The organism is Mesorhizobium sp. CO1-1-8 (assembly GCF_020164875.1).
Lineage (GTDB): Bacteria > Pseudomonadota > Alphaproteobacteria > Rhizobiales > Rhizobiaceae > Mesorhizobium.
This window is the reverse complement of sequence record NZ_JAIUGZ010000013.1, coordinates 23078-49705: the sequence shown is the minus strand read 5'-3', so window position 1 is coordinate 49705 and position 26628 is coordinate 23078. Positions and strand designations below refer to the sequence as shown.

Sequence of the window (26628 nt, the reverse complement as noted above, 5' to 3'; positions counted from 1 at the left end):
ATACATCGATGGCAGACGACACCGCCCCTCCTCTATCGTCCACGCACGGCGCACCGCGTGATGCCGATCGTCAGCGCCTTCTCGCGCACGATCGACAGGCACGCATCCTGGCTTTCCTGCGCCGGACGGGGTCGCTCACTGTCGCTGCGGCCGCGGCCGAACTTGCCGTTTCCGACATGACGATCCGCCGCGATCTCGTCGAACTGGAACGCGAGGGCAGGCTGGTGCGAATCCATGGCGGCGCGATCGAGGCCGACACCCCACCGCTGGTCGCCATGGACAGTGAGGAGCCGAGTTTCGATTCGCGCTTGCGCCAGCGCCGAGACCCGAAGGCGGCGATTGCCGCGGCCGCAGCCGCGCTGGTCTCGGGATACCGCACGATCGCGATGGATGTCGGCACCACCACTTATCTGATGGCCGAGCACCTCAGGGACCTTCCGCACGCCAAGGTGTTCACCAACAGCCTCAGGATCGCGGCGTTGCTGAACGGCGGCGTGCCCGAAGTCTATGTTGCCGGCGGTCGCGTACGGGCCGACGAGATGTCGACCGGCGGGCCCGCGGCCATCGCCCAGTTCGAGGCGCTGTGGTTCGACGTCGCCGTGATCGGCGTCTCCGGCATCACGGCGGACGGCCTCTTCGACTATTCCTTCGATGATACCGATATGAAGCGCGCCTATCTGAGACGGTCAGGCACCAAGATCGTCCTGTGCGATTCCGCCAAATTCCTGCGCATGTCGCTGGTACGGATAGCGCCACTGTCGGACATCGACATCCTCATCACCGACGCCGAACCGCCGGGCAAGATCGCCGCGGCGCTCGCCGCGGCCAAGGTCGACCTGCGCATCGCGCCGCCACTGACGCGCGACTGAGGCGCAACATTTTCACTTTATCCCCAAGGAGAAGACTCGATGGTATTTGAATTTTTCGGCGACAAGAAGAAGGCTGTCATCTCGATGGCACATATCGGTGCCCTGCCTGGAACGCCCCTCTATGATGCCGATGGCGGCCTCGACAAGCTGATCGATGGCGTACTCTCCGACATCCGCAAGCTGCAGAGCGGCGGCGTCGATGCCATCATGTTCGGCAACGAGAACGACCGCCCCTATGTCTTCAAGGCGCCGCCCGAAGGCATTGCCGCCATGACTGCGATCGTCCAGGCGGTGAAGCCCGAGTTGAAAGTCCCGTTTGGCGTCAATTATCTCTGGGATCCGACCGCCAGCGTCGCGATCGGGGCCGCCACCGGAGCCCGTTTCGTGCGCGAGATCTTCACCGGCCTGTTCGCTTCCGACATGGGCTTGTGGGAGCCCGATTGCGCCGCCGCCTCGCGCCTGCGGCACAATCTTGGTCGCGATGACATGAAGCTTCTCTTCAATATCAATGCCGAGTTCGCACACTCGCTCGACCAGCGCCCGATTGAATTGCGCGCCAAGAGCGCGGTGTTCTCGTCGATGGCAGACGCGATCCTCGTTTCCGGTCCGATCACTGGCCAGCCGGCCGACCAGTCCCACCTGCGCAGCGTCTGCGAGACGATCAAGGACGTGCCGGTCTTCGCCAACACCGGCGTGAACATCGACAATGTCCGCGATGTCCTTTCGCTGGCGAGCGGCGTCGTGATCGGGACCCATTTCAAGATCGATGGCAATACCTGGAACGCCGTCGACGGCGATCGGGTCAAGCGCTTCATGGACGTTGTCGCGGCTTTGCGCTGAGGACGGCTTCCACGGCGATGCCGGCCACCGCGCCGGCTCGCGGTGATCATATCGATCGTTGCGGTCCGGTCCGGAATGATCGACTGGTATCGAGCAGCGGGACACAACGAGGCAGACAGGTTCGCCCGCCTGCCCTTCCCAGCATTTCAATGGATTCGACATGGCGTTCGTTCTAGGTCTGGATATCGGCACCACCTCGACGATCGGCATTCTGATCCGGCTTCCCGATCAGGTGCTGAGCCTCGCCTCGCGCCCCGTCACGCTGCATTCCGAGCATGCGGGCTGGGCCGAGGAAGATCCCGCGCAATGGTGGACCAATGTCTGCGACATCGTGCAGGAGTTGCTCAGGACCAGCGGCATCAAGGCCGAGGAGATCGTGGCGGTCGGCACCACCGGAATGCTGCCGGCGGTCGTTCTTCTGGACGACCAGGGCGAGGTGCTGCGGCCGAGCATCCAGCAGAGCGACGGCCGCTGTGGCGCCGAAGTGGCCGAGCTGCGGACCGAATGCGATGAGACGGCTTTCATCGCCAAGGCCGGCAACGGCATCAACCAACAGCTCGTCACCGCAAAACTGCGCTGGATAGAACGTCACGAGCCGGAGGTGTTCAGCCGCATCGCCACCGTTTTCGGCTCCTATGATTACATCAACTGGCGCCTCACCGGCGAACGTGCGGTCGAGCAGAACTGGGCGCTGGAGGCCGGCTTCGTCGACGTTTCGACGCACCGGATCGACGACGATCTGGTGGCGCTCGCGCACATACCGCGCTCGGTCGTGCCCCGAAAGATCGCCTCGCATGAGATCCTCGGTTCCGTCTCGGCGAAGGCCGCGGATGAGACCGGCCTGATGGCGGGAACACCTGTGGTCGGTGGTGCGGCCGACATGATCGCCTCCGCGCTCGGTGCCGGCGTCGCCAAGCCAGGCGATGTGCTCCTGAAATTCGGCGGCTCGGTCGATATCCTGATCGCTACCGATCAGATCAAGCCCGATCCGCGCATGTATCTCGATTATCATCTGGTGCCGGGCCTGTTCATGCCCAATGGCTGCATGTCGACCGGCGGCTCGGGCCTCAATTGGTTCGTACGCAATTTCGCCGGCGGCGAGATGGCCGCGGCACAGGCCGAGGGAATTTCGGTACACCAGCGGCTCGATGCGCTGGCGGCAGAGCGTCCCGCCGGTGCCGATGGCCTCATCATCCTGCCCTATTTCCTTGGCGAGAAGACGCCGATCCATGATCCAGCGGCCCGTGGCGTGATCGATGGGCTGACGCTGTCGCACGATATCGGCCATGTCTGGCGCGCTTTGCTCGAGGCATATGCCTTTGCCATCGCGCATCATGTCGAGGTGCTCAACGACATGGGCCACCGGACCGAGCGCTATCTCGCCTCCGACGGCGGCTCAAGCAGCAAGGTGTGGATGCAGATTGTCGCGGATGTCTTGCAAAAGCCGGTCCAACGCCTGACCGGGCACCCCGGCTCTTGCATCGGCGCTGCCTGGACGGCGGCGATCGGCGTCGGCCTGACCGACGACTGGTCGGGCGTTTCCGGTTTCGTCAGCTTCGCCGACCGGCTGGATCCCGACCCGCGCAAGGCCGATATCTACCGCGATGGCTATCGCCGCTATCGCGATCTTTATGCGCGCCTGTCGGCTCCTGGCGCGACCAAAGCGGGATCGTCATCGTGATGTATCGCGCCGTCGCCTGGGACATCGACGGAACGTTGATCGACAGCGAGCCGTTGCATCATCAATCTCTCCTCGCCGGCTGCCGCAACTGGAACGTCGATCTTGACGACCTGCCCGACCAGGCCTTTCGCGGCATCCATATGGGCGACGTCTGGACAATGCTGCGTCCGCGCCTCCCAGTCGGGCTCGACCACGCGGAGTGGCTCGCCGCCGTCAATGCCCACTACGTCGCCAACCGGGCGGACGCCGTGCCGATCCCTGAGGCGGTCGAGACGATCCGGACCCTGGCTGACCGCGGCGTCCCGCAGGTCTGCGTGTCAAATTCAGGCCGGCAAGTCGTCAATGCCAATCTCGCTGCGCTCGGCGTGCTCGACCATATGAGTCTCACAATCAGCCTCGACGACGTTCCGGTCGGCAAACCCGACCCAACGCCCTATCGCGAGGCCTGCCGGCAGCTCGCCATAGCTCCAGGGTCCGTAGTGGCCGTGGAAGACAGCCGCACCGGCACTAAGGCCGCACGAGCCGCCGGTCTGTTCGTGGTTGGCTATCTCCCCAGCGGCGGCCTGCTCGGCGATGTCGATCTCAGTACCAACCGTCTGTCGTCGATCCTGGATCTGTTTCACGGCTGAGGGTTCGGCGCGACGCGACCTCCCAGGTGTGCGCTTGGCCATGCCGGTAGAGGATCGTTGCGTGATGGCGTCTGGTCGATTCGCATCGATCCGGTAAGAATCCCCTTGCGCCTCGGCGTCGTGAAACCGCAAACGACACCACACCCAGGATTGGACGCTTGATGAACGACCTCCCCCAAACGCTTGCACCGGACTCGCTCGGACCAACCGTGACGATTGGAGAAATCCTGGTAGAGATCGTCGCGAGGCAGACAGGCACCGGCTTCCGGGAAGCTATCGACCTCATTGGTCCCTTTCCTAGCGGCGCGCCCGCCATCTTCATCGATCAATGCGCGCGTATGGGCGGAGCGGCCGCGATGGTGGGCGTGGTGGGCGACGACGATTTCGGCGTCGTCAACATGGAGCGCTTGAAGCGAGACGGCGTAGACACTTCCGCCATCGCTGTTTCCGCGGATTATCCGACCGGCAGCGCCTTTGTTCGCTACCGCACGGACGGAAGTCGCGATTTCGTCTACAACATCGCCAAATCCGCCGCCGCTCGGCTGGAATGGACCCCACAGGTCGAGGCGCTGATCGCGCGTTGCGGGCATATCCACGTCATGGGAACGGTGTTCGCAAGCCCCGCCGCCTGGGCGATTACCGAGCGCGCGATCCCCTTGATCAAGGCGCGCGGCGGCACGATGTCGCTCGATCCGAACGTGCGCAAGGAATTGCTGGCGCACGGCCAGACCGAGGAGAAATTCGCCGGTCTGGTGGACGAAGCGGACCTGCTGCTGCCGTCGGGCAATGAATTGTTCCTGGCCGCCGGCATGGATGGCGAGGAACGCGCAATCGAGGCGCTGTTCAAACGAGGGGTCAAGGAGATCGCCGTGAAGCGTGGTGAGCGTGGCGCGTCAGCCCGTCAAAGCACGGGCGCCAGCGCCGATTGTCCCGGCCTCATCGTGGAGGAAACGGACCCCACCGGTGCCGGCGACTGTTTCGGGGGAGCCTATGTCGCATGCCGGCGGCTGGGCATGCCGCTGCAGACTTCGCTTGAATTCGCCAATGCGGCGGGGGCGCGCAACGTCACACGCCTCGGCCCCATGGAGGGAGCCGGCACGCGTGCCGAACTGGAAGATTTCATGGCAAGAACGGCGAGAAGAAGCTGATGCGCGTGGCGATCGAAGATTTGCCTTCCCTGCAGAGGGAAGGCAAGAAGCTCGGGGTGGCCTCGGTGTGTTCGGCACACCCGTTGGTGCTTAAAGCTGCACTGCGCCACGGCCGGGAAACCGGCACCACCGTCCTGATCGAGGCGACGTGCAACCAGGTCAACCATCTGGGCGGTTATACGGGCATGACGCCGGCCGATTTCGCGGCGATGGTGGATGCGCTCGCGGCGACCGAGCGTTGTCCAAAGGAGCTGATCGTGCTTGGCGGGGATCATCTCGGCCCCAATCCCTGGAAAGACCGGCCTGCCGAGGAGGCGATGGCGCAGGCCGTGACCATGGTCGATGCTTATGTCCGCGCCGGCTTCCGCAAGATCCACCTCGATGCTTCTATGGGCTGCGCGGGTGAGCCGGCGGCGCTCGACGACCACACGGTGGCCGAGCGTGCGGCCAGGCTGGCGGGCGCCGCGGAACAGGGGGCAGCGCAGAACGGCGGGGCACGCCCGGTCTACATCATCGGGACGGAAGTGCCGCCGCCCGGCGGCGCCGATCACGCATTGGATGCGATCACCCTGACCAGTCCGGAGGCGGCGCGCCAGACATATGCCATTCACGCGGCAGCATTCCGGGCCGCCGGGCTTGAAAGCGCGTTTTCCCGCGTCATCGGCCTTGTGGTGCAGCCGGGCGTGGAGTTCGGCAACCAGAATGTAATTTTCTACGATCGGGCGAAGGCCCGCGATCTGGCGGCAACTCTGAACGGATTGCCATCGCTCATTTTCGAAGCCCATTCGACGGACTATCAGGGCGAGAGGCCGCTGCGTGAACTCGTCGAGGACGGCTTCGCCATCCTCAAGGTCGGCCCCGAGCTGACCTTCAAACTGCGCGAGGCGCTGTACGCGCTCGACCTGATCGCTTCCGATCTGGTGCCCTTTTATGGCGAGCGGCCGCTTTACCACGCCATGGAAGAGTTGATGCTCGATGCTCCCAGGAACTGGGCAAGCCACTATCACGGCAGCGATGCCGACAAGCGGACGCTGCGCCACTACTCCTATTCCGATCGCATCCGATATTATTGGGCGACCCCGCAAGCCCGCGCCGCCTGCGACCTGCTCATCGATGCGCTGAAGGGCCGCAAGGTGCCGGTGACGCTGTTTCTCCAGCACCTGCCTTCGGCGCTCGCTTGCGCCGACCGAGCCTGCGACGGCGAGGAGATCGCGATTGATCACGTCCAGCGAAGCATCGAGGTCTACGCCCGGGCATGCGGCACCTGAACCCCTCGTCCGGTTCTTCAAGGCCAGAGCGAATGGGCTGACGGGCGGCAGAAATGCTTACAGCGATGGTCCCAATCGGATCGGGCTGCCGTCGCTGAAACGGGATTGACGGAACCTGTGGAGATTGTGCCCGGTCTCGTTGCCCTGGATCAAATCGGACAGGATGCGGCCCATTCCGGGTCCTATGCCGAAGCCATGGCCACTCATCCCGGTCGCGACAACGAGGCCCGGGATCGCAGCGGCGCGATCGACGATGGGCACGACATCAGGCATCGCATCGATCATGCCCGCCCAGCTCGCCTTGACCGGTACAGTCGCCAACTGAGGGAAAAGCTCCCTGAACCCGCGGTCGATGGCGCGGAGCGCCGACGTCTCGGGAGCTGGATTGAGGACGCGCATCCGTTCGAAAGGACTTTCTTCATCCGCGTTCCATCTGCGCGGGGTCGACCAGCCGTCCGGGTAGCCTCGCGGCGCGGCCGGCAGGTAGCGTGTGCCGAAGGGGTTGGCCATCAGGGCGCTGACATATTTGCCTGCATGGCGAAATGCGTCCGGCCCTATGTAGAGTTGGTTGCTGCCTCCCGATGCGAGCGTGTACCCGCCATCCTGCCTGCGCCGGAAAGCGATGCGTTCGTCCGCGGCGGCACCGGGGTGGATTTCCACCATCGGCGCTGTCGCAGCGACGGTCGCCCTGACGCTGAGCTGCGGAATCGAGATGCCGTGGGCGCGCAGGAAGAGCGACGTCCAGGCGCCGCTGGCGACGAGGACACTCGAGGTCGCGATGAGCCCTTTCTCGGTCCAGACGCCACTGATGCGTCCCGCGGAGATGTCGAGCATACGTGCCGCGCAATTCTCGATGATCGTCACGCCTTCGCGGGCCGCCAGGCGAGCAAGCGCGGGCACAGCGACCCAAGGCTCGGCGCGCATGTCCGATGGGGTGATCATTGCGCCTTTGAACGGCAGCGCCATGGCCGGGATCAGGCTTGCCAACTCACCTTGGTCGAGGAGACGCGTGTCAACGCCATGAGCCTGGGCGATCTTCAGGAATTTCGCGAAACCGGCCATCTCCTTGTCTGTTCGCGCAAGATAGGTAACGCCCGTCTGCTTCAGTCCTATGTCCTCGCCACATTCCTCGGCCAGTTGCCGCCAGAGGCGCTGCGCTTCGATGACGATCGGCAGTTCGTCGGCATCGCGGCCCTGCTGCCGGATCCAGCCCCAATTGCGCGAGGATTGCTCGGCGGCGATGCGGCCCTTTTCCAGCAGCGTCACCGAGATGTTCCGTCGCGCCAGGAAGAGTGCCGTGGTCACGCCAATGACCCCGCCGCCGATGATCACGACGTCCGACGTCTTCGGCAGGGGCTGTTGGAACTGGATCGGGGTCGCCTCAGTGAAGGGGAAGATTGTCAAAGAGCACTGTCCTTCTTGGTATGCCGTGGCGGCGTCCGGTCTACGCACTTGGGAGCGATATCGGGGCAGCGATATCTGGCCGCCGTGGAATGTCGATACCACGCGAGGAGATTGATCGTCAGCTACTGCTTGCCGGGAACGACGGCGACAGATCGCGGGTCGGAACGCCCCTCCGGACAATGAGTTCTGAAACTGCCGGCCAAAAGGCTGGCGACTGTGCAAGCCGTGCCCTGACTATTGCGTTATCGGCGGCGGCATCGTCGGCCTGGCGACGGCCATGCGGCTGGTTGAGACATATCCCGGCTGCAGTCTGATCCTGTTGGCCGGAAATACTGTCCGAGCCTCGACCTCGCCGACCTGCTCCCGCACGAAACAGGCATCCGCGGGCAAGCCGTGCGCAAACACGATGCCCTCATCTTCTTATGGACGCCGGCAATTTTTGGCCGCGCAAAGATCTCAAGCGAAAACGACGGCCGACGTTGGCAGGGTTCGCTCCCAGCTTGCCGCCAATTTTGTTGACCGTCATAGGCATAGCTCGACTACCTACCTATGGTACCAGAATGGTACACGTCCATAGGATGCACTGCCCCCCAAGCCAGCTTAGCTAAGCCAGAAATCTTTAAGTCTTTGAGATTATTTGACTATTTATGGTACCGTTGGCTGGGATCAGCTCGCCCTTCAACCAACTGTTTTTGTTATGTTTTTCACTCCTGCCGGGGTCTCATTTGTATCACAATACGTATCACAATAGGTAGCACAATCTCGGCCGCGGACGTACGAGGCTCCGGCACGAACGACCAGTTGCGCCTCACAATTGGTGCCAACCCCCGACCCGGTGGCAGACCCGAAAGGGCATTCAGACTCTTGCCGCAGTCTGATCCTTGCCGTAGCGCACTGGCTGGTGGATTCAGTGAGGGGTCCTCGCTCTGCGGGTGCATGACCCGACACGCCACTGGTTGAGCTTCTGACGCGAGGATAGGCCTTTGTCGCCAAGAGCGACCCCGAACCGTGACCTGTGCTTAGACTAGTAGGCAGGGACAAGCCTGGTTTCCCGAAGGGGTAAGTCCATTGCAAATTGCAAACCCTCAGGATGGTATTGCAGCTTGACGTTTGCGTCGCACTGCACGGCGACAACCTTCTCAAGCAATGTTGTGCCAAAACCACTTCGCTGGGGCGGGTGCACCTCAGGCCCGTCGCGTTCACGCCAGTCAAGATGAACGACTTGAGCATTTTTGGATTGCGCCAGCGACCAGCGTACCTCAAGCCGTCCTTGGGGCCAGGACAACGCTCCGAATTTCGACGAATTCGACGCCAGCTCATGGAAAGCCATACCCACCGGTATTGCGAGATCCGCCACGAGCGCGACATCAGGCCCTTCCAAGAAAATGCGGGACCTGTCGGTGGTGTCGTAATGCCGAAGCTCAGCTTCCAGCATTCTGTGCAGAAATGCCGTCTGCCAATAATCGTCTGTCAGCATCGAATGGGTGTCAGCCAGAGAGACCAGCCTGGCCGAGAAATTGCGGACGAAATCATCCACATTGCCGCTTGACCGGGCTGTTGCTCCCATCATCGCCCTCACATTGGCAAGGGTATTCTTGACACGGTGATGTAGCTCCCGGATTAACAGCTTCTGACGATGCGCCACTTCCTCTTTCTGCTCGAGTAAGGATTTGACTTCGAGTTGCCGCGTGCGGGCGCGCAGCGCGGAACGCACCGAGTTGGCAAGGCTTGATGCCAGAAAAGGCCGTTCCAGAACGATGAGATAACGGTCGAGAAATCTCAACCGCTCGTCGAACTCAGCGCCACGCATCGTGAGCAGAACGATCGGGAAATCAGACCAGGCCGGCTGGCTTTCAAGCCAGGCGGCGAATGGATTGCGGTCCGAAGTGAGCAATGCTTCTTCCGCAACTACCATGCACTGTGCAATGTCCAGCAGCGGCAACGTCTCAGCAAGAGTGGTACAAGTATGCGTCGCAATTCCATTCGACGCGAGGATCGAGGCTGCGATTTTTGCATCACGCCCCGTTGGTGAGAGGATGAGCACTCCGGGATCGGTGGGCATCACGATGATTCATCTTTGAGAAGGTCGCCCTGCTTGCCCTGATATGACGGCACGCCCGTCAGGATGCCTTGGAACTGTTCAAGAGGTTCGCCCACGGCAAGGCCGGCGGCGCTGATCTTGAATTCGCGGATGGTGTCTTCATGGGCGCCGACCCGCTTTTTCACCACCGAGATCGCGCGCCTCAACCTTCCGCCATTTTCAAAGAAGCGCAACAACATTACCGAATCGCAGAGGTATGTTATGTCCACCGGCGCAACCATCTGCCCGAGCAGTCCGTGGTTGGCGAGCAGAAGGATTGTGACGACGCCCTTTTGATTGAGATAGGTAAGGATCTCGTGCATTTGCAGGACCAGATGCTGTTCCTCCGACATCGCATTCAGGTAACCGGTCAGACTGTCGATCACCACAAGCCGCGCATTCGAATTGTCCACGGCGGCTTGGATCCGAGACGACAGCTCTCCGGGTGACAGTTCAGCTGGCTCGACTTTCTCCAGGAGAAGCATCTCACTGTTGATGAACGGCTCCAGGTCCAATCCAAGCCCCGCTGCGCGTGCCAGGAATATACGCTTCGTTTCGTCGAACAGAAGCACCAGCACGGTCTCACCGCGCAAAAGCGCGGCGTGGCAGAACGTTGAAGCAATCGTTGACTTGCCTATACCTGATGGCCCGATCAACAAGGTGCTGGTGCCGCGTGACAGCCCGCCGCCCAACAGGTTATCGAGGGAAGTACCACTTAGGGCTGGCGGGCCGTGCTTGCCTTCGTCATGTTCGCCGGCCACGAGCCGGGGAAAGACCGACACCCCACCTGGCCGGATAACAAAGTCATGGTATCCGCCACGAATTTGCACACCTCTCATCTTGATGACCCGCAACCGGCGGCGTTCCCCCCCATACACGGGTGACAACTGCTCCATGCGAATAACCCCATGGCTGATAGAATGCAGGTTTAAATCGTGAAATTCGGCGGTCAGGTCGTCAAGGAGCAGAACCGTTGCGTCGTTAAGAAGGAAGAAGCTCTTCAACGCCAGCACCTGGCGCCGGTAGCGCAAGGAGCCCTGGGATAGGAGACGTATCTCGGACAGGGAGTCGAAAACGACACGATCCGGCTTGAGACGGCCGATTGCATCTAGTGCGGACTGAACCGTTTCGCCCAGTTCCAAGTCGGATGAGTGGACCAGTGTCTGGCGTTGAGACGGATCGAGGCTGAGCTCCGGGGGTACCAGTTCCAGAATGTCTACGCCGTCTAGTGACATCCCATGACGATGGGCGACCGACAGAAGTTCACGCTTGCTCTCCGAAAGCGTGATGTAAAGGCACCTCTCTGCGTTCTGTGCGCCGTTGATCAGAAACTGCAACCCGAGGGTCGTCTTGCCGGATCCAGGCCTGCCCTCGATCAGGTGTGACCGGTATTTGGCATAACCACCTCTCAGGATGTGATCGAGACCCTTGACGCCAGAAGTGATCGGTGATGCATCATCTGTTTCCAAAGTGCCCTCTCGCGCTGACCAGGACCACCTAACGGCCAGAATTTTCAATGGTTCCCAGGCTTGCAAGGGATCGGCGACACTGTAGGTACGTATAATCCGGCGCCTACGGCTTTGTGGTTGCTTGAGGTTAGCAAAAGCGACCGGCGTCAGCGTCGCGCCTGAGCCAGACACGATCCGCTGGGCCTAGCACAGCCATTCAAGAGTTTGGCACAGCGGTGAAAAGCGATCGTCCCTGCCGGTCGATACGGAAACAGCATTGGCTTTTTTCTGCTAATGGGATTTCGCCCATTCTTCGCGGACGGCTGGGTCATGTTTCGTTGTTGGCCAACGTCGCTTGGCCGGATAGCTTTCGGCTGCAAGACTGTTCGGAGCGACATTCTTGACGAACACGTGGTGTCGGCTTGCAAGCCGAGTTGCTGGCTCGCTTCGTCCGCGACAACGCGCATCGCGTCCTTGCCTTCACTTCCGGCCGTCGATGCTGTCGACGCCTGCTTCACAACGAGAGGAAACTAATCTCCAGGCCGACATGCGGCGTCGCGGTCCGGCCCTTTGATGCGGGAAGCACTATGGCGGAAGCTAGTTGTACCCTTCTCGTCAACTCGCTTGCCTCTCAAATAGCCCCGCTAATACCCGGTGTCGGGCTTTGCTTTGTTGGTGCCCCCCGCGTCAGGAAGGCAGTCGCCGAATTGACGGGAACAATTTAGCGAACAGTAAATTCAACGGTCTCTGGTAGGAGGCCAAAGTGTCCCAGCGAAGCGTCGACAAGGACCGATTGGAGCGCGCAGACCGTGAGGCAAAAGTTGCTAACGCGGCCGAGAGAGAAGCTCGTTATTTAAAAACTGCGCGACTTCGAGAACAACGGCTTGCGGCCGAAGCCAAGGGTGCCCAGGCTTTGAAGAAGGGGCCATCCAGGAGCTAAGGCGCTTAGCAGCCGACGCTGGTCGTCAGACAGCGACGGAACATTATACCACGCTAATAGTTGTGGCGCGCCAGGGCACCCGACGAGTCCGGCACGCTCTCCTTGTGACGCCCGCCGCTGCCGTGATGTGGAGGCGGGTTCTTTACATTTGAGGGCCTGCCCAAAGCCCCGCTCGGCTCGTCCGCGAGGAAACATCATGAAGGCCGAAAACCCCAGGATTTATAGGCCGTCCGCCGAGTTGCTCGGTGCCATGGCTAATGAAAAGCGCCTTCTCGCTCTGATGATTCTTACTGACGGAGAAATGTCCGTTTCTGATCTGGCGCCGCGGTTAGGGCTTAGCAACTCAGCACTCTCGCAACATCTCGGCATAATGCGAGAATTTTGGCTGGTCACCCGGAGGCAGGAGCGTCAAAAAGCGTATTACTCGTGCACAGATCCTGCCCTGAAAGTCCTCGAGCTTCTCGACTGGCTTATTGAGCGGGAGACTCTGCCTGGCCGCGACCGTCATCCATAGAGCCCGAGACCTTTTGGAAGGTTTCGTCTCGGAAACCGCATTCTTGCCGAAACGGCGTGCCAGAGCTTGCGATGTCTCGACTTCAAGGTTGATCATCTTCGTCCGGATTGTTGAGTTTTGGTAGACTCAAACCCCGTCACCCCACTGGCGGCGGGGTTGGATTAGTTCGTTCAGTCGTAAACCTTGATGATTTTCCGGGTGCCTGGGTCCACCAGCACCGTGCGGTTGCTCATTGACGGCCCGGTCGGCTCGACCAAGTATACCGGGGAAGGTAAGCGGCAGATCACATCCCTCTTCGTGACCGGCGAAATTCCGGATCTGCAGGGTCTTTATCTGTCGGTGATGGACTGCACCTTCTCGACCCTGACGCCATCGCGTGTCGGATTCATGCGGCACGACACACTGCGCGCCATCTGCGAACAGCACCCCAGCATCGCGACAGCGTTCTGGCAGTCGACACTGATCGACGGGGCGATCTACAGCGAATGGGTCACCAATGTCGGACGGCGCGAGGCCTTCACGCGCATGGCTCACATCTTGTGTGAGCTGATCTACCGGCTACGCGCCGTCGGACGCATCGAAGACCATGTAGCGGAAATTCCGATCACTAAGGCGGCGCTTGGCGACGCTTTGGGCCTATCGACCGTGCATGTGAACAGAATGCTGCAGGAACTGCGTCGCAAGGGGCTTATTGCCACATCGGGCCCTCGAGTGCATGCTCTCAACTGGGCCAGCTCTCGTCCGCGCAGGGGATTTCGAGAGGGCCTACCTGCCTGGGCAGTGACGGAAGTGCTTCGAGGCAAGACATTTCTTTGACAGTGGCGATTTAAAGCATGTCGTCAGAGACGAGGTGGGTATCGATTGGAAGGGGGCTGGAGGAGGCGCGCCGCGCCGGCCTGGAAGGTTTAAAAGACTTGGCGAGAGACGCGTTGAAGGAGTCCGATGGACAGCAATGTTCGTCGAGGTCAGGGATGAAAGCGGCGAAATACTGCTGAGGCTCTGCATTGGTCTGCAGGTCACAGCGATGAGATGACGACAGATCCCGAATGGCCACGGCTAAGTCCGGCGCCAGGCATCTCTCGCCATTTGCGATCTCGGAACAATCGCGCCAAACCACAGTTTGAGCAATGCAGCGGAGCTGCAAGATTGGTTGCCCGCTCCCCGCGTGGGCCTCCCACGGCGCGGGCGCTCGACCGTCAACAGGCGATTTGATCGAGGCGATGCCGATGGGCAAGAAGGCCAAGCAGAACACCGAGTCTCGGCCGGATCGCGAACGGGCCATCGAGGCGAACTACTTTGCCCGAAGGTGCGGCCTCACCAAGGACGAGGCACTCAAGATTCTCAAGAAAGCCGGTCGCAGGATCGATGAAGAAGCGAAACTGCGGTCAGGCGACCGCTAGAAGCATTCGTTGCTAGATCATCGCAACCGATGGCTGCGCATGATCTAGCTCACCCCCGACACACCTTTCAACCATCTTTCAACCATCGCTTCAACGATCAGTGCGGCGGGCCGGCAATGCCACTGATGTGTGAGCAGCCGAAAAGCGGCGCGGTCTGGTCGCTTGCCCTCAACTATGGAAGAGGTCGTTCCGGCGCGCGGCCCTAACCGCCGTCTCATCAACATGTTCGCTGAAGCGCTGTGGCTGTTGCCTGCAATCGACTTTGATCATCCAGGCGCGAACGCGGGCTAACGCGCGGCAGGCGCCTTGACAGCGGCCGCGTGCTAGGCTGGCGCATAGGCGATATGCGCGGTTTGGCCCGGTTGTACGGACCAGAACGGACCGGTTCCCCCGGGTCCCTGCTGTGCGTCCCACCATGTCTTTGAGGGCGCGGAACAACACATGGCCTGCTTTGTTGGAGCCGTATAACCGCGACGTAATGAACTCGATTGTGGTAGATGGACATGGCGACAACAAAAGTGCCCAGAGCAGGCCCAAGCCGTGAAGCACTGTGTGATTTCCCGGCCAGGCTGCTTTGGCTCGAATGACGCGGTTCCGCTGCTGCAGCAGATGTTCGATGAAGAAAGGGCAAGGGACGAGGCGTTGACGCAGCTTGGAGAGACCAGCGAAACGAAAGGGCATTGCAGGATGCCGCCTAGCTGGACGCGTATTGAGCGGCGCAGTGGTACGATCGCTTGCACGCAACCGTCCGAGGCATGCTGATCTTGCGCGGACAACTCGCCTTGGTTTGCAGGAACATGGGCGACAGCTTAGGATGAACATCCCATGAAAAGGGCCAAAGGAACAATCAACCCGTGCTTCTGTTCGGTACCATTCCTCCAGAGCGTAGCCCGAAGAACCGTCGGGGCTCTGGCCGGGCGTGCCGCGAGCGCCGGGTCGACTTTCGCGTCCAACTCCCCTCAGCGAGGCGCGCGGATCCCGGATCGCTCGACCGGGCGCGAAGACAGCGCTGTTGTTTCGTCTGGCTCCGCGTGCGGACAGATTGAGACGCGAACGCCTTGGCAGTTTTCAGGGGACGCGAGGTGAGGGTCCTCATCACCGGCGCGTCGGGTCTGATCGGAGCTTCGCTTTGCGCGCGGCTGGCCGGCGATGGATATGAAATCGTTCGCGTGCTGCATCGTGCCGGCGCCGCGCCCTTCACAGGATTGCCGCCTGTCGTGCTCGACATGGCAAAGGCGCTGCGGACGCAGGACTGGAGGCCGCATCTGATAGGCATTGACGCGGTCGTCAGCTGCGCCGGCGTGCTGCAGGACAGCGCGCAAGAAAACACTGACGGTGTGCATGCGGGCGGCGCATCGGCACTCTTTGCTGCCTGTGAGCAGGCGGGCGTGAGAAAAGTCATTCACTTCTCGGCAATCGGGGTCGATCGGCTGCAGCCGTCCGCCTTCTCGGCCAGCAAGCTGGCTGGCGACCACGCATTGATGGCGCGCGATTTGGACTGGATCATCCTGCGTCCTTCGGTCGTGCTGGGCCGGCCGACGTTCGGCGCCAGTGCGCTGTTTCGCGGACTGGCCGCATTGCCGCTGTTGCCTTTGATGCCCAGCACGGGTCGGCTTCAGGTCGTACAGTTGGACGACGTGATCGCCACTGTCCTGCATTTTCTCCGGCCCGATAGCGCATCGCGCCTTGCGCTTGATCTTGCCGGACCTGAAGCGCTGCCGATGAGCAAGGTGGTCGGCCTCTACCGCCGCTGGCTCGGGTCGAGCCCGGCTAGAGAGTTCACTCTGCCCGGCAGCGTTGCGGCCAGCCTCTACTGGATCGGCGATGCGACGGCTCTGCTCGGCTGGCGCCCGCCGATGCGCAGCAATGCGGCCAAGGAAATCGCGCGGGGCGCTGTCGGCGACCCCCACCCCTGGATCGCAGCGACAGGGATCCAACCATCCAGCCTCGAAGCCGCGCTAACGCTCAACCCCGCGACGGTGCAGGAGCGATGGTTCGCCCGTCTCTATTTCGTCAAGCCGGCGATCTTTACCGTCCTGCCGTTCTTCTGGATCATGACGGGTGTCATTTCCCTAACCACCGGCTGGCGCCGCGGGGTCGAGTTGCTGGTCGGCACTGCCATCGGTCCCCTGTCGGAACCGGCGGTCATCGCCGGAGCGCTGGCCGACATGGCCGTCGGCGCGTTGATCGCCTGGCGACCGACCAGTCGGCTGGGTCTGTTCGGGGCGATCGCGGTGGCACTTTTCTATGCGATCGCGGGGACCGTGCTGCGGCCCGAGCTGTGGAACGAGCCGCTCGGCCCTTTCTTGAAAATCCTGCCGATCCTTGTTCTGCATTTTGTCGCACTGGCGGTCCTGGAGGAACGCTGATGATCTACTTCATCCTCAAGTTCCTTCATGTCATCGGCGCGGCCGTGCTGTTGGGCACCGGCGCCGGCATCGCATTCTTCATGCTGCTCGCTCACCGGACCGGTAACTCCGTGACTATCGCGGCAGTCGCTCGTATTGTCGTGATCGCCGACTTCGTGTTCACGGCAAGCGCCGTCGTTGCCCAACCTGTCACCGGCGCCTTCCTCGCCTGGCATGCCGGCTATTCGCTTGCCGAGGGGTGGATTGTGCTTTCCATCCTGCTCTACCTCATCACCGGCCTGTTCTGGCTTCCGGTCGTGTGGATGCAGATGGAGATGCGCAATCTCGCCATGCAGGCCGCGGCAACGAAGCAGCCTCCACCGCAGCGCTATAACACCTTGTTCCGCCTCTGGTTCGCGTTCGGCTTTCCTGCCTTCGCGGCTGTGCTCGCCATCTTCTGGCTGATGATTTCGCGGCCTTCGATCGATTGGTTCAGCTTGTAGCACCAGACTTCGTCTCCCTCGTCGGCCACTTTGTGTCGGGCGCAAAGGAATCTTTTGTGACTTGGTCGATCATTCGGAGCACTGTCTGCGGGTCACTGTGATGAGCCATGTGCCCGGAATGCGGGCTAATTTCTATCAGTGATCCTGGAATTTCGGCAAGCAAGCGTTCCGCTTCACGCCGGGCGTTGAACAGCCTGTCCCCTGCTCCAGCGACAATTCCGGTCGGCACGTCGATGTCCCGATAGCTGGGCTTCGTAAACAGCGCCGCGCCGAGCATCAGGGCTGTCTCCACACAGACTGAGCGCAACTGAGAGGGGCGGCTGGCGACCTCCTTTGTGTTCACCGAAAAAACGTCCGAGATCGGCCCGGGCAGGAATATCTTTTGCATGGCCGATGGCCAGCCGAGCCTTACTGCGACGGGCAGCAAGGTGTGACGGAATGCAGAACCCATCAGCGGTACGGCAGGTACTGCTGCAAGAGCGAGATCCAGCCTCGGTGAGGGATAGTAATAACCCGAGACGAGCACCAGGCCGGCGACCGAGGGAGCATGCCTGCGGGCCATCTCCAGCGCGATCCAAGCGCCCCAGGAATGTCCGAGCACCAGGTATTTGTGAACGCCGAGGCTGGCGGCGGCCTCGTGGAAGAGATCGGCCTGCTCGCACGCCGACCAGCGCTTTCGGGCCGGTCGCGTGCTTCCGCCGAAGCCAGGCCGGTCGAAGGCGAGGACCCGATGTTTGGCGCTCGCCAGGTCGAGCACACCGCTGATCGCAAAATCCTCCGCAACCGAGCCATTGCCATGTAACAGGAGCAATGGAGGTCCGCTGCCCTTCTCGATGATACTCAGGTCCACCCCATCGACCCTCAGAGTGCGTCTCGTCGAACGGGGCGCCAAGGCCTTCCTAGCGCGTGCGTGATTGTATGCCGCCAGCGACAGGGCGGCAGCCGCAAGCAGCGTGGCGAGCTTTATTCCCTTTGAAAACATACTGAACTCCTGCGTTGGGTCTGCACGGTGGCACCGCCGTGAGCGCATCGCGGTGCCCATCCGCATCGGGCGTTGACCGACCGCGTCTTCCCGCGTGTCACGCGGTGACCGAGCATGCTCTGCAGTTCGAGGGCGACATGCTCCACGACGTGGCCGAGCCAGGTTCCTTCCTGCATGCGGCGGACGAACCCGCCAGCGACGCCATAGCTGCAGCCATGGGCCGCAAGGCCGGGCAACAGGCGAACGATGGCATCGGCAAATCCGGGCACCTTGTCTGTCGGGAACGCGTCAAGGGCTCCGAGGTCGATCCGGATCTGGAACATTGGTGTCATGCTGTAAAGATGGGATCCACGGAACACGCGAGCGTCCACGACGCGGATGCTGGCGCGAAAACGCGAGGTCTGTTTTCTCCTGACTAGCCCCGCAACCTCCGGAGGGTCGATCAGTTCCCGGCTATACAGTGCAAATATTTTTGCACGAGAGAGAAACAATAGTTCCGTTAACATATGTTTTCGTGCGAACAACTCTTGTGGAAAGTACCCTCGGGACGCCGCAGTCCAGTCCTCCGGCAACTTCTTCCAAGGCATAGCGCAGCACGGCGCGATGGCCGCTAAGGCTGACCCCGAGCAGCGTGGCGCGAAAAGTGCGGAACTGCGCCACACAGTTCCAGAGCGAGGCGGATGAGCTGGACGTGCGCTACTTCGTGAATGTTCGATACCCTGGCCGACTGATTCCCGACCCCGAAGGGGGCGACGAACTTCCAACACCAAGCGACACCATCCGCAGCCGGTCCGATTGCAGTTTCGACATCACCGATGGAGGCCGGCAGAACCGACACGTAATTCCTTTCGGCGAGGTGATTCCAGATTGACTCTGGGCGACGGGAGCGCTGCCCTCTCGGCCGTTATGTTGAGGTGGGCCCGCACCCACTGGCGAGGCGATGCGGGCCCGGCCGAGTCTTGCGGGACCTCGACCAGCAGCGACCACTCGCTGCTGTCTCATCAACAAGCCGCAAAATTTCAGGTTCCCCTAGTGCAAAAAAATTGCCGGCTACCTTTCGGCAGCCGGCCAGTCCAACAGATCGGGAACACACGCACCGAACGGGAACGGTGCAACGCTCGAAGTGTTTCGAAGCGACAATGTTCCACGAGCGTTTACGCGGGTATCGAGTGAAAAGCCGATCCCGCACAGGCACGACTCAGCGGGTCGCCGGCAGGAACGAGGTTGGCACGCAAAGTATTCAGGTCGGCCTGATTGTCTTGGCAGCGTCTGGCCAGCCATTCAAGAGTTTGCCACGGCAACGAAAAGCGATTGTCCCTGCCGGTCGATACGGAACAGCACTGGCTTTTTCTGCTGACGGGATTTCGCCCATTCCTCGCGGACGTCGGACGGCTGGGTCATGTTTCGGTTGTTGGCCGACACGATAACGTCGCCTGGCCGGATGCCGCTTTCGGCCGCAAGACTGTTGGGAGCGACATCCTGGACGAACACGCCCGTGGTGTCGGCCTGCAGGCCGAGTTCCTGGCGCGCTTCGTCCGGAATGGCGCTCAGCGACATACCAAGGCGCTGGTCCTCAGTCCCCAGGCTGGGAATGGCACCGGTCTGTTCCTCCCGGTCCCTGCGTTGATCGACAGTCAGCGACAATTCTTGGTTTGTGCCGCCCCGGTTCGTTGTTACGGCCACTTTCGATCCCGGCTTCTGGCTTGCTGCCGCCAGCGTCAGGTCATGGACGCCTTGGATGTCCTTGCCGTTGAACCGGGTTATCACGTCGCCGGCCTGGATTCCCGCCTTCTGCGCCGGGCTGCCGGCCTCGACCGAGGCAACCAGCGCTCCCTTGGCGCCCGGCATTCCGAGCGCCTCGGCGATGGAGGGCGTGATCTCCTGAAGACGCACGCCGATGAAGCCGCGCTCGATGCGGCCAGTGCTGATCAGTTGGTCGACGATAGTCCGAGCTGTGCGCGAGGGCACCGCGAACCCAATGCCTATGCTACCGCCTGACGGCGACACGATTGCCGTGTTGACTCCGATGACCTCGCCGCGCGCGTTGAACAAAGGACCTCCCGAGTTACCTCTGTTGATCGAGGCGTCAGTCTGCAGGAAATCGTCGTAAGGACCGGCCTGGATATCGCGAGAGCGGGCAGAAAGGACGCCGACAGTGACCGTGCCCCCGAGACCGAATGGACTGCCGATGGCGATTGTCCAGGCCCCTGGTAGCATCGCGTCCGAATCCCCCCAGGCCGTCGCCGTCATGTTGGGCCGAGGATCGACCTTCAATACCGCGATGTCGGTTGCCGGATCGCGGCCCACCACCCGGGCGGGCGCCGTCTCCTTGTCGGAGAACACGACGTGAATCTCGGTTGCGTCGGCGACGACATGGTTATTGGTGACGATGTAGCCTTCGGGACTGATCACAAAGCCGGAGCCGAGTGCTTCCCGCACCTGGGGCTGGATACGCCCTCCTCCGTCGAAGGGATTGAGAAAGCCGTTGAGCGTCGTTTGATCCTGGATGATCTGCCTGGTCGTGATGGCGACAACCGCGGGCAGCTTCTGACGCACGATTGCGCTGAAGTCGTTCGGAATTTCCTGTGCGATGGCCGGAGCAAGGCCGCCAGTCGAGAGCATCAGGGCTCCTGCGATCAAGCCAATGCACAAGTTCCTAGAGAGGTAAGACATGACTGGTTCTCCTGCCGGATTCGGGTCCTTGATTTTCGCCCGACGTCAGAACTGAGATTCTCGCCGATTGTTTCACCGGCCCGACAAAATGGTTCTAAGGCGTTGACCACGGGAAATGTGACCCGTGCCAAGCCATTGAAACTTGCTTGAAACGTCCCAAAATTTCGTCTGGCGGGAATCGCGAGAGACGCCAAACTTAAACACGCAGGAGATTGTCTGAAGCGGAGGACAATCAATGGAAGCAGCCATTTCGACCCATTTTGCCTCGATTGAACCCGTGGCCCCCGATGGTTTTCTGGACCGCTTGCTGCATCCGGCACGGCATTTCAAATATCCCCACGACGTTTTGGCCGACGTTGCCCTGGACGGTCAGGAGAAGCGCGCCATCCTTTCGTCATGGGCGTCGGATGCCTGCGCGGTAGAATCCGTGCCAGCGCTTCGCATGCACGGGGGCGGTGAACAAGTCAGCTTCGATGCGATCTTGGATGCATTGCAACAATTGGATCAATCGGACGAGCTTGCCGGTCCTGATGGCAGTGACGGCGCGGTGGTGGCCGGGTTCGTGCCATTCATCGACCGGGTTTAAGCGCGACCTGATTGTTCGTGCACCATGGACCCGTAAGCGAGTGACCCCGCCGGCGGGAGGGTGGCATCGGTGCGTTCGCCCGGATTGCCGCTGAAAATTTCCTAATACCCCTTGAAGGTACAAGTGGTGATTCTAAATTGATGGTCGCCGGTCGCCTGATGGGGCCGGTAAGACCAGGAGGCGGCAAGGCTCTTGGCGCCTCCTATGATCCATGTTGCTCAAAGGAGGATGTGGTTATGAACCTCGATTTTACCCCCCTGTACCGGTCCAGCATCGGCTTCGACCGCATGGTCGACATGCTTGAAAATGCGAGCCGTGTGGCCTCGTTCGACAATTGGCCGCCATACGATATCGTCAAGGTTGATGATGATGACTATCGCATCACGATGGCGGTCGCCGGTTTCTCGCAGGACCAGCTGACCATAACTTATCAGCCCAACATGCTGGTCGTGAGCGGGTCGCAATCGGGCGATGCAAACGGCCAGTATCTCTACCGCGGCATTAACGGGCGCGCATTCGAGCGTCGGTTCGAACTGGCCGATCATGTCAAAGTTGCTGGCGCCAGCCTTGAGAACGGGCTGCTGAGCATCGATCTCAAGCGTAAGGTTCCCGAGGAGATGAAACCGCGCAAGGTCGAGATCTCCGGGACTCCCATGCCGAAGATCGAAGCGCCCAAGGTCGAGACCGAGAAGCTGGTTGCCTGAGCAATCCACCATGAAGGCATCGCTTGAGCCGGCCGTCCGGCCCGGCTCAAGACCTACAAAGGAGAAAGACAATGAGCGTACGTGACTTGATCCCATGGGGCCGGGGCAACGGGAACTCGGCGCCCAGTCTCTTCCACGACGGAGATCGAGACCCCTTCGTCTCCCTCCACCGGGAGGTAAACCGGCTGTTCGATGACGCCTTCCGTAGCGTTGGCGCCAGACTGCCGGCTTTCGGTCCCCCCTTTGCCGCCGGTTGGCCCAGTGTAGAAATTTCCGACACGGACAAGGAAGTCCGCGTCACGGCGGAAATACCTGGCCTCGACGAGAGCGACATAGAAGTCCTGCTGGACAACGGGGCGCTCAAGCTTAAAGGCGAGAAGCGTTCCGAGACCGAGGACAAAGACCGGCAGTTCTCCGAGCGCTTCTACGGTCGCTTCGAGCGCCTCATTCCGCTTGGCTACGAGGTCGAAGAAGACAAGGTCAACGCCGCCTTCAAGAACGGGGTGCTGACCGTGACCTTGCCCAAGACCGAGAGGGCGCAGGCAAAGGCCAAGCGGATCGCAATAAACGGCAAGAAATGACGCACGGCAGTATGAGCAGCGGCCGTCATGGCCGCTGCTCGTACCACCCTCATGATAGGGAGGGAAAGACAATGGAGACAGTTCAAAGAAGCGACATCAGAAACCCAACCAGGACCTCCGTCCGGCCGGACAATGACAATCGGCCTCGTTTCGACGAGCCGGCTTTGTCAATGGGGCGGTCAGTGTTTCCGGATGGCGGGACGGCACGGATCTACCAGCCATGCCGCTCGGCCATGACCTCGGCAAAGCCCCGCAAGCACTGGCGATTGGTCTTCGAACCTCGCACAGCCCCGTTCATCGAGCCGCTGATGGGCTATACGGGCGGCCGAGACACCCTGACCCAGGTTCGGCTGGATTTTCCGACGCTGGAAATGGCGATCCGTTATGCGGAGCGCCAAGGCCTCAACTACTTGGTACAGGCTCCATCTTCTGGCTCCCAGGCCAAGGTCAGCAGCCGCCAAGCATCGGAGGAGAAGCACGCCTTTTGCGACGTGGTTTGGCAACGGCTGCAACTGGCATGGGTTCAGGCAAGCCACAACTATTGCGCTGGTGCACAGGCAGCGCACATGCAGACGGCGCTTTCCGAGCCCGAGACATTCTACGCCTCTCCGATGGAGGTGGTGGATGACCCGGTACTCGCACCCGACGAGAAACGTGCCGTGCTCAAGAACTGGGCCTGGAACGAGTACCTGATCGACCTGGCCACCGCTGAAGGCATGCCGGAAACTTCACGTCCCACGCGATTGGACGAGGTTGAACTCGCTCTGCTGGCCTTGCAAGGCAGTACCCAGAGATTCCAGACTCGGCTCAGCCCGGTACGCTCCCGGATAGCCGCATGATTGGAGGCAATAATGGACCCACTGATCGTCTTCGACGCCCCAACGGGCCATCCCGAACCCCTTCGGCCTGGCCATCGCGGCAGCAGGGCGGGCGCGCATTAGCGCGCGGCGCAGGGCCCCGGCTTCCGTCCAGCCCGAAGAGCCCGCCGCATCTCGCATTGAGTGAGATTGCGGGCAGTGCTTTCGAACCTCAGGAGATCGAACTCTTCCTCCTGACTGGATCGAACCCGCCAAGGGACCACGTCCGTACCAAATCCGGACCCAAGAAGCGCTTTGCGGCATCGGGCCGAACAGGCCCGCTGCCGCACCCGCCCTCGACTCAAGGGCTGTACATTGACGTACTGAAACGCGGGAAAGAAGAATGACGATGTTGAAGAATCTCACTTCCGACAGCAGCAGGCCGGCGCTCGATGTCGTAAACATCCTTGCCGGCATCGCGCTGGCGCTCTCGCCCTGGCTCTCATCGCGGGCGTAATCACCGTTCTGATCGCAGCGCGCGCGTTGGTGGCGTTCCACAAATATGAGGAATGGGCGAACCTTGTCGTCGGCCTGTGGATTGTGGCCGCACCTTGGGTGCTTGGCTTTGCCGGCCTGGCGGCAGCAATGTGGTCGCACGCCATCGCTGGCGCTGTGGTTGGCTGCCCTGGCAGCAGCCAGCCTTTGGCTCGCGAATGACCGACCGCTCTCTGCAACCTGATCATCGCCGCTGGCGGGTCCGAATATCCAAGGCCCGCTCTTTTTACGCAGACCGACGATTGATGCTGATGCCGTTCCGGTTCGCCACCTATATCTTGCCGTGACTCCGCCTGCGATGCCAAATGCCTCGTGGTAGCTGTAGGACACTGCGCGCTGCTGGCAATGGGCGAAGCTACCGATCCACGTCGCCCAGGACGATGTCGAAAGACCCAAGGACTGCGGTGACGTCGGCCAGCATATGGCCGCGGCAAAGGTGGTCCATCGCCTGGAGGTGAGCGAAGCTCGGAGGCCGCAGCTTGCATCGGTAGGGTTTGTTCGTGCCATCCGATACCAAATAGACGCCAAATTCTCCTTTCGGGGCTTCCACCGCGGCGTAAACCTCGCCGGCTGGCACCCGAAAACCCTCGGTGTACAGCTTGAAGTGGTGGATCAACGCTTCCATGGACCGCTTCATGGCCGCACGTTTCGGAGGGACGACCTTGCCGTCGAGATTGGAAACAGGTCCAGTTCCCCCCTTTGTCAGCAGGTCGACGCACTGGCGCATGATCTTTGCAGACTGGCGCATCTCCTCCATGCGCAACAGATAGCGATCGTAGCAATCGCCATTCTTGCCGACCGGGATGTCGAAATCCATCTCTGGATAGCACTCGTATGGCTGGGACTTGCGCAAGTCCCATGCAGCACCTGATCCACGCACCATCACGCCGGAAAAGCCCCAGGCCCAGGCTTCATCCTGCGAGATCCGTCCGATGTCGACATTGCGCAGTTTGAAGATGCGGTTATCGGTGAGCAACCTGTCCAGGTCATCCACGGTCTTAAGAAAGGGGTCGATCCAGTTTCCAATGTCGACGATCAAGTCTGGCGGAAGGTCCTGGTGCACGCCGCCTGGCCGGAAATAAGCAGCATGCATGCGCGATCCACTCGCTCGCTCGTAGAAGACCATCAGCTTCTCGCGTTCAACAAATCCCCATAAGGGCGGCGTCAGCGCGCCCACGTCCATGGCCTGAGTTGTCACATTCAGCAGATGAGACATGATCCTCGAGATTTCACTGTAGAGAACCCTGATCAACTGCCCACGCCGCGGAACGGCCAGGCCCATCAGTTTTTCGATTGCGAGGCACCAGGCATGCTCCTGAGACATCGGGGCCACGTAGTCGAGGCGGTCGAAATAAGGCAGGGCCTGAAGGTAAGTTTTGGTTTCAATCAATTTCTCAGTCCCGCGATGCAGCAGGCCTATATGGGGGTCAACACGGTCGACGACCTCCCCATCGAGCTCGAGTACCAGACGAAGCACGCCATGTGCGGCAGGATGTTGGGGGCCGAAATTAATATTGAAATTTCGGACGGAATTCTCTGCCATGCGGGCACTCCTCGGGAGTCTGCCTAACCTCTCGTCTAAGCCGTTGTTCCGCTAGGGGGAGTGCATTTCAGGACCGACGATCCACTCCTTGCATTATCGCCCACCGCTTCCACCAGACGCCTGAGGAAGTCCGCTAGGCCGGCTTCAGGATCGTCACCTGCTGCGCCAACGAGCACCGAAATGCCCCACCGCCCAAGCACCGCCTCCTCCACAGGGTTGCGGCTGGCCATGAAGATGAACGAAGGCGGACGATCCTTCTCGTATCCAGAGCGGTGCCACGTCTGCCAAAGCCGGTGCAACAGCAACCGAATGTTTGGATCGGAAAGGCTATAGCCAATGAACAGGATCGTGCTGCCGAGCGCATCGGAGCGAAAGCGCACGTCGAGGGGAGAGTTGAAGGACAGGCGATCAAGATAGTCCGTTTCAGTGAGGACAAGAGACGAGTCCTCGTCGAAGTCACCGTGAAACTTCACAATGTGCGTGACGCCTGGACGGGCCTGGGCAACATCACGTGCGTTGGCCACTTTCACGTACTCTTGACCGTAAATCTCAAACGCGAGTTCCAGGTTTCTGTCATAGTTCGTCGTGTAGATGACGGGAAAGTCGAGCGTCACGATGAGACGGTGCAATTCCGATTTCTCGATCCGTTCGTTAGGGACAGACCAATTTCTGTCCATCCAACTGCGAAGTGGCCCGATGCTGCCATGCTTGATTCGATAGTATTCTGCCAAGGTCTGGAAACGATCGCGGCGCCTGGAAAACTCATCGTCGACGCCGAGTTCCTTTGCCATTCGTTCTATGAGTTTCTCCCAAGAGGGAAGTCCGACGCTCATCGATACCCCGGCGCCCACAAACAAAATTGCGCTGCGATGACGAATTGCATTGGCAAGCGAATCTATCGAATCATCGTTCATGGCTAGGTCCTTCGAGGCCGGTCGCGCCCGTCGAACCTGGGTGCATGGAAGGTGCCCGGTGCGAACGATGAACGCGGCTCCACGATTCGGGTCAGCGCGGCGAACCGCGCCAACAGGGTGCTTCGCCGCTTTGGACCAAATCGGCTCGATCATGCACCGGCCGGCCGGTAGGAGTCGGTTCTTGCTTTCCTGCCGACCCTCCCTCCCGAACTGAAGCGACG

At 61.0% G+C, this 26628-nt stretch carries 24 protein-coding genes; 16 read left to right on the top strand and 8 right to left on the bottom strand.

Annotation, left to right across the window (positions count from 1 at the left end):
* Positions 1 to 8 precede the first annotated feature (8 nt).
* The 6 genes from LB558_RS23685 (at position 9) to LB558_RS23660 (ending at position 6435) form a co-directional block, all read left to right on the top strand.
* The gene (locus LB558_RS23685) at positions 9 to 869 is read left to right on the top strand and encodes a DeoR/GlpR family DNA-binding transcription regulator (RefSeq protein ID WP_224699762.1); all 861 of its coding nucleotides are present in this window, start codon (positions 9 to 11) and stop codon (positions 867 to 869) included.
* Positions 870 to 908: 39 nt separating this feature from the next.
* A complete protein-coding gene (locus LB558_RS23680; protein ID WP_224699761.1) occupies positions 909 to 1709 on the top strand; it encodes a BtpA/SgcQ family protein in 801 nt (266 codons plus the stop codon).
* Between the two features lie 160 nt (positions 1710 to 1869).
* Positions 1870 to 3390, top strand: coding sequence for an FGGY-family carbohydrate kinase (locus LB558_RS23675; protein ID WP_224699760.1), 1521 nt, complete (start codon positions 1870 to 1872; stop codon positions 3388 to 3390).
* On the top strand, positions 3390 to 4019 hold the full coding sequence (locus tag LB558_RS23670; RefSeq protein WP_224699875.1) for an HAD family hydrolase: 630 nt from the start codon (positions 3390 to 3392) through the stop codon (positions 4017 to 4019). The genes LB558_RS23675 and LB558_RS23670 overlap by 1 nt, the downstream gene beginning before the upstream one ends.
* A 161-nt stretch (positions 4020 to 4180) precedes the next feature.
* Positions 4181 to 5167, top strand: coding sequence for a sugar kinase (locus LB558_RS23665; protein WP_224699759.1), 987 nt, complete (start codon positions 4181 to 4183; stop codon positions 5165 to 5167).
* On the top strand, positions 5167 to 6435 hold the full coding sequence (locus tag LB558_RS23660; protein WP_224699758.1) for a D-tagatose-bisphosphate aldolase, class II, non-catalytic subunit: 1269 nt from the start codon (positions 5167 to 5169) through the stop codon (positions 6433 to 6435). The genes LB558_RS23665 and LB558_RS23660 overlap by 1 nt, the downstream gene beginning before the upstream one ends.
* 57 nt (positions 6436 to 6492) lie before the next feature.
* Here the strand turns inward: LB558_RS23660 and LB558_RS23655 are convergent, their stop codons facing one another.
* The 3 genes from LB558_RS23655 to LB558_RS23645 form a co-directional block, all read right to left on the bottom strand.
* Positions 6493 to 7839 carry an NAD(P)/FAD-dependent oxidoreductase gene (locus LB558_RS23655; protein ID WP_224699874.1) on the bottom strand — a complete coding sequence of 449 codons (1347 nt, stop codon included), beginning with the start codon at positions 7837 to 7839 and terminating at the stop codon, positions 6493 to 6495.
* A 1024-nt stretch (positions 7840 to 8863) separates the two neighbouring features.
* Positions 8864 to 9901, bottom strand: a complete 1038-nt coding sequence (locus tag LB558_RS23650) for a sensor histidine kinase (protein WP_263495387.1) — start codon at positions 9899 to 9901, stop codon at positions 8864 to 8866.
* On the bottom strand, positions 9901 to 11388 hold the full coding sequence (locus LB558_RS23645; protein WP_224699756.1) for an ATPase domain-containing protein: 1488 nt from the start codon (positions 11386 to 11388) through the stop codon (positions 9901 to 9903). The genes LB558_RS23650 and LB558_RS23645 overlap by 1 nt, the downstream gene beginning before the upstream one ends.
* 1115 nt (positions 11389 to 12503) lie before the next feature.
* On the opposite strand from LB558_RS23645, the gene LB558_RS23640 reads away from it, so the two are divergent.
* The 5 genes from LB558_RS23640 to LB558_RS23620 all read left to right on the top strand — a co-directional run bounded on the left by LB558_RS23640 (position 12504) and on the right by LB558_RS23620 (position 17072).
* Entirely contained in the window at positions 12504 to 12821 is a 318-nt protein-coding gene (locus tag LB558_RS23640; RefSeq protein ID WP_224699755.1) for an ArsR/SmtB family transcription factor, read from the top strand.
* Positions 12822 to 13046: 225 nt separating this feature from the next.
* A complete protein-coding gene (locus LB558_RS23635; protein WP_224699754.1) occupies positions 13047 to 13637 on the top strand; it encodes a Crp/Fnr family transcriptional regulator in 591 nt (196 codons plus the stop codon).
* A 410-nt stretch (positions 13638 to 14047) separates the two neighbouring features.
* Entirely contained in the window at positions 14048 to 14221 is a 174-nt protein-coding gene (locus tag LB558_RS23630) for a hypothetical protein (RefSeq protein WP_224699753.1), read from the top strand.
* A gap of 1082 nt (positions 14222 to 15303) precedes the next feature.
* Positions 15304 to 16590, top strand: a complete 1287-nt coding sequence (locus LB558_RS23625) for an SDR family oxidoreductase (protein ID WP_224699752.1) — start codon at positions 15304 to 15306, stop codon at positions 16588 to 16590.
* Positions 16590 to 17072: a DUF2269 family protein gene (locus tag LB558_RS23620; RefSeq protein WP_224699751.1), complete on the top strand. Its 483-nt coding sequence runs from the start codon at positions 16590 to 16592 to the stop codon at positions 17070 to 17072. The genes LB558_RS23625 and LB558_RS23620 overlap by 1 nt, the downstream gene beginning before the upstream one ends.
* Here LB558_RS23620 and LB558_RS23615 read toward each other — a convergent pair.
* From LB558_RS23615 to LB558_RS23605, 3 genes are all read right to left on the bottom strand, one after another.
* Positions 17062 to 18054, bottom strand: coding sequence for an alpha/beta fold hydrolase (locus LB558_RS23615; protein ID WP_224699750.1), 993 nt, complete (start codon positions 18052 to 18054; stop codon positions 17062 to 17064). The genes LB558_RS23620 and LB558_RS23615 overlap by 11 nt on opposite strands.
* On the bottom strand, positions 18036 to 18377 hold the full coding sequence (locus LB558_RS23610) for a cyanophycin synthetase family protein (protein WP_224699873.1): 342 nt from the start codon (positions 18375 to 18377) through the stop codon (positions 18036 to 18038). The genes LB558_RS23615 and LB558_RS23610 overlap by 19 nt, the downstream gene beginning before the upstream one ends.
* Before the next feature lie 958 nt (positions 18378 to 19335).
* Positions 19336 to 20676 (bottom strand): Do family serine endopeptidase, encoded by a 1341-nt coding sequence (locus LB558_RS23605; protein WP_224699749.1) that lies wholly within the window; start codon positions 20674 to 20676, stop codon positions 19336 to 19338.
* Between the two features lie 286 nt (positions 20677 to 20962).
* Here LB558_RS23605 and LB558_RS23600 point away from each other — a divergent pair, with 286 nt between their 5' ends.
* From LB558_RS23600 to LB558_RS33250, 5 genes are all read left to right on the top strand, one after another.
* Complete coding sequence (locus LB558_RS23600; protein ID WP_224699748.1) at positions 20963 to 21313, top strand: hypothetical protein; 351 nt, start codon at positions 20963 to 20965, stop codon at positions 21311 to 21313.
* A gap of 230 nt (positions 21314 to 21543) precedes the next feature.
* Positions 21544 to 22017 carry an Hsp20 family protein gene (locus tag LB558_RS23595; protein ID WP_224699872.1) on the top strand — a complete coding sequence of 158 codons (474 nt, stop codon included), beginning with the start codon at positions 21544 to 21546 and terminating at the stop codon, positions 22015 to 22017.
* 71 nt (positions 22018 to 22088) lie between these two features.
* On the top strand, positions 22089 to 22598 hold the full coding sequence (locus LB558_RS23590; protein WP_224699747.1) for an Hsp20/alpha crystallin family protein: 510 nt from the start codon (positions 22089 to 22091) through the stop codon (positions 22596 to 22598).
* Positions 22599 to 22669: 71 nt separating this feature from the next.
* Entirely contained in the window at positions 22670 to 23437 is a 768-nt protein-coding gene (locus LB558_RS23585) for an NADH dehydrogenase ubiquinone Fe-S protein 4 (RefSeq protein ID WP_224699746.1), read from the top strand.
* A 504-nt stretch (positions 23438 to 23941) separates the two neighbouring features.
* Entirely contained in the window at positions 23942 to 24112 is a 171-nt protein-coding gene (locus LB558_RS33250; RefSeq protein ID WP_412033495.1) for an SPW repeat protein, read from the top strand.
* 193 nt (positions 24113 to 24305) lie between these two features.
* Here the strand turns inward: LB558_RS33250 and LB558_RS23575 are convergent, their stop codons facing one another.
* Positions 24306 to 25493 (bottom strand): NADH-quinone oxidoreductase subunit D, encoded by a 1188-nt coding sequence (locus tag LB558_RS23575; RefSeq protein ID WP_224699745.1) that lies wholly within the window; start codon positions 25491 to 25493, stop codon positions 24306 to 24308.
* A 35-nt stretch (positions 25494 to 25528) separates the two neighbouring features.
* Positions 25529 to 26407, bottom strand: coding sequence for an SIR2 family NAD-dependent protein deacylase (locus LB558_RS23570; RefSeq protein WP_224699744.1), 879 nt, complete (start codon positions 26405 to 26407; stop codon positions 25529 to 25531).
* Positions 26408 to 26628 lie beyond the last annotated feature (221 nt).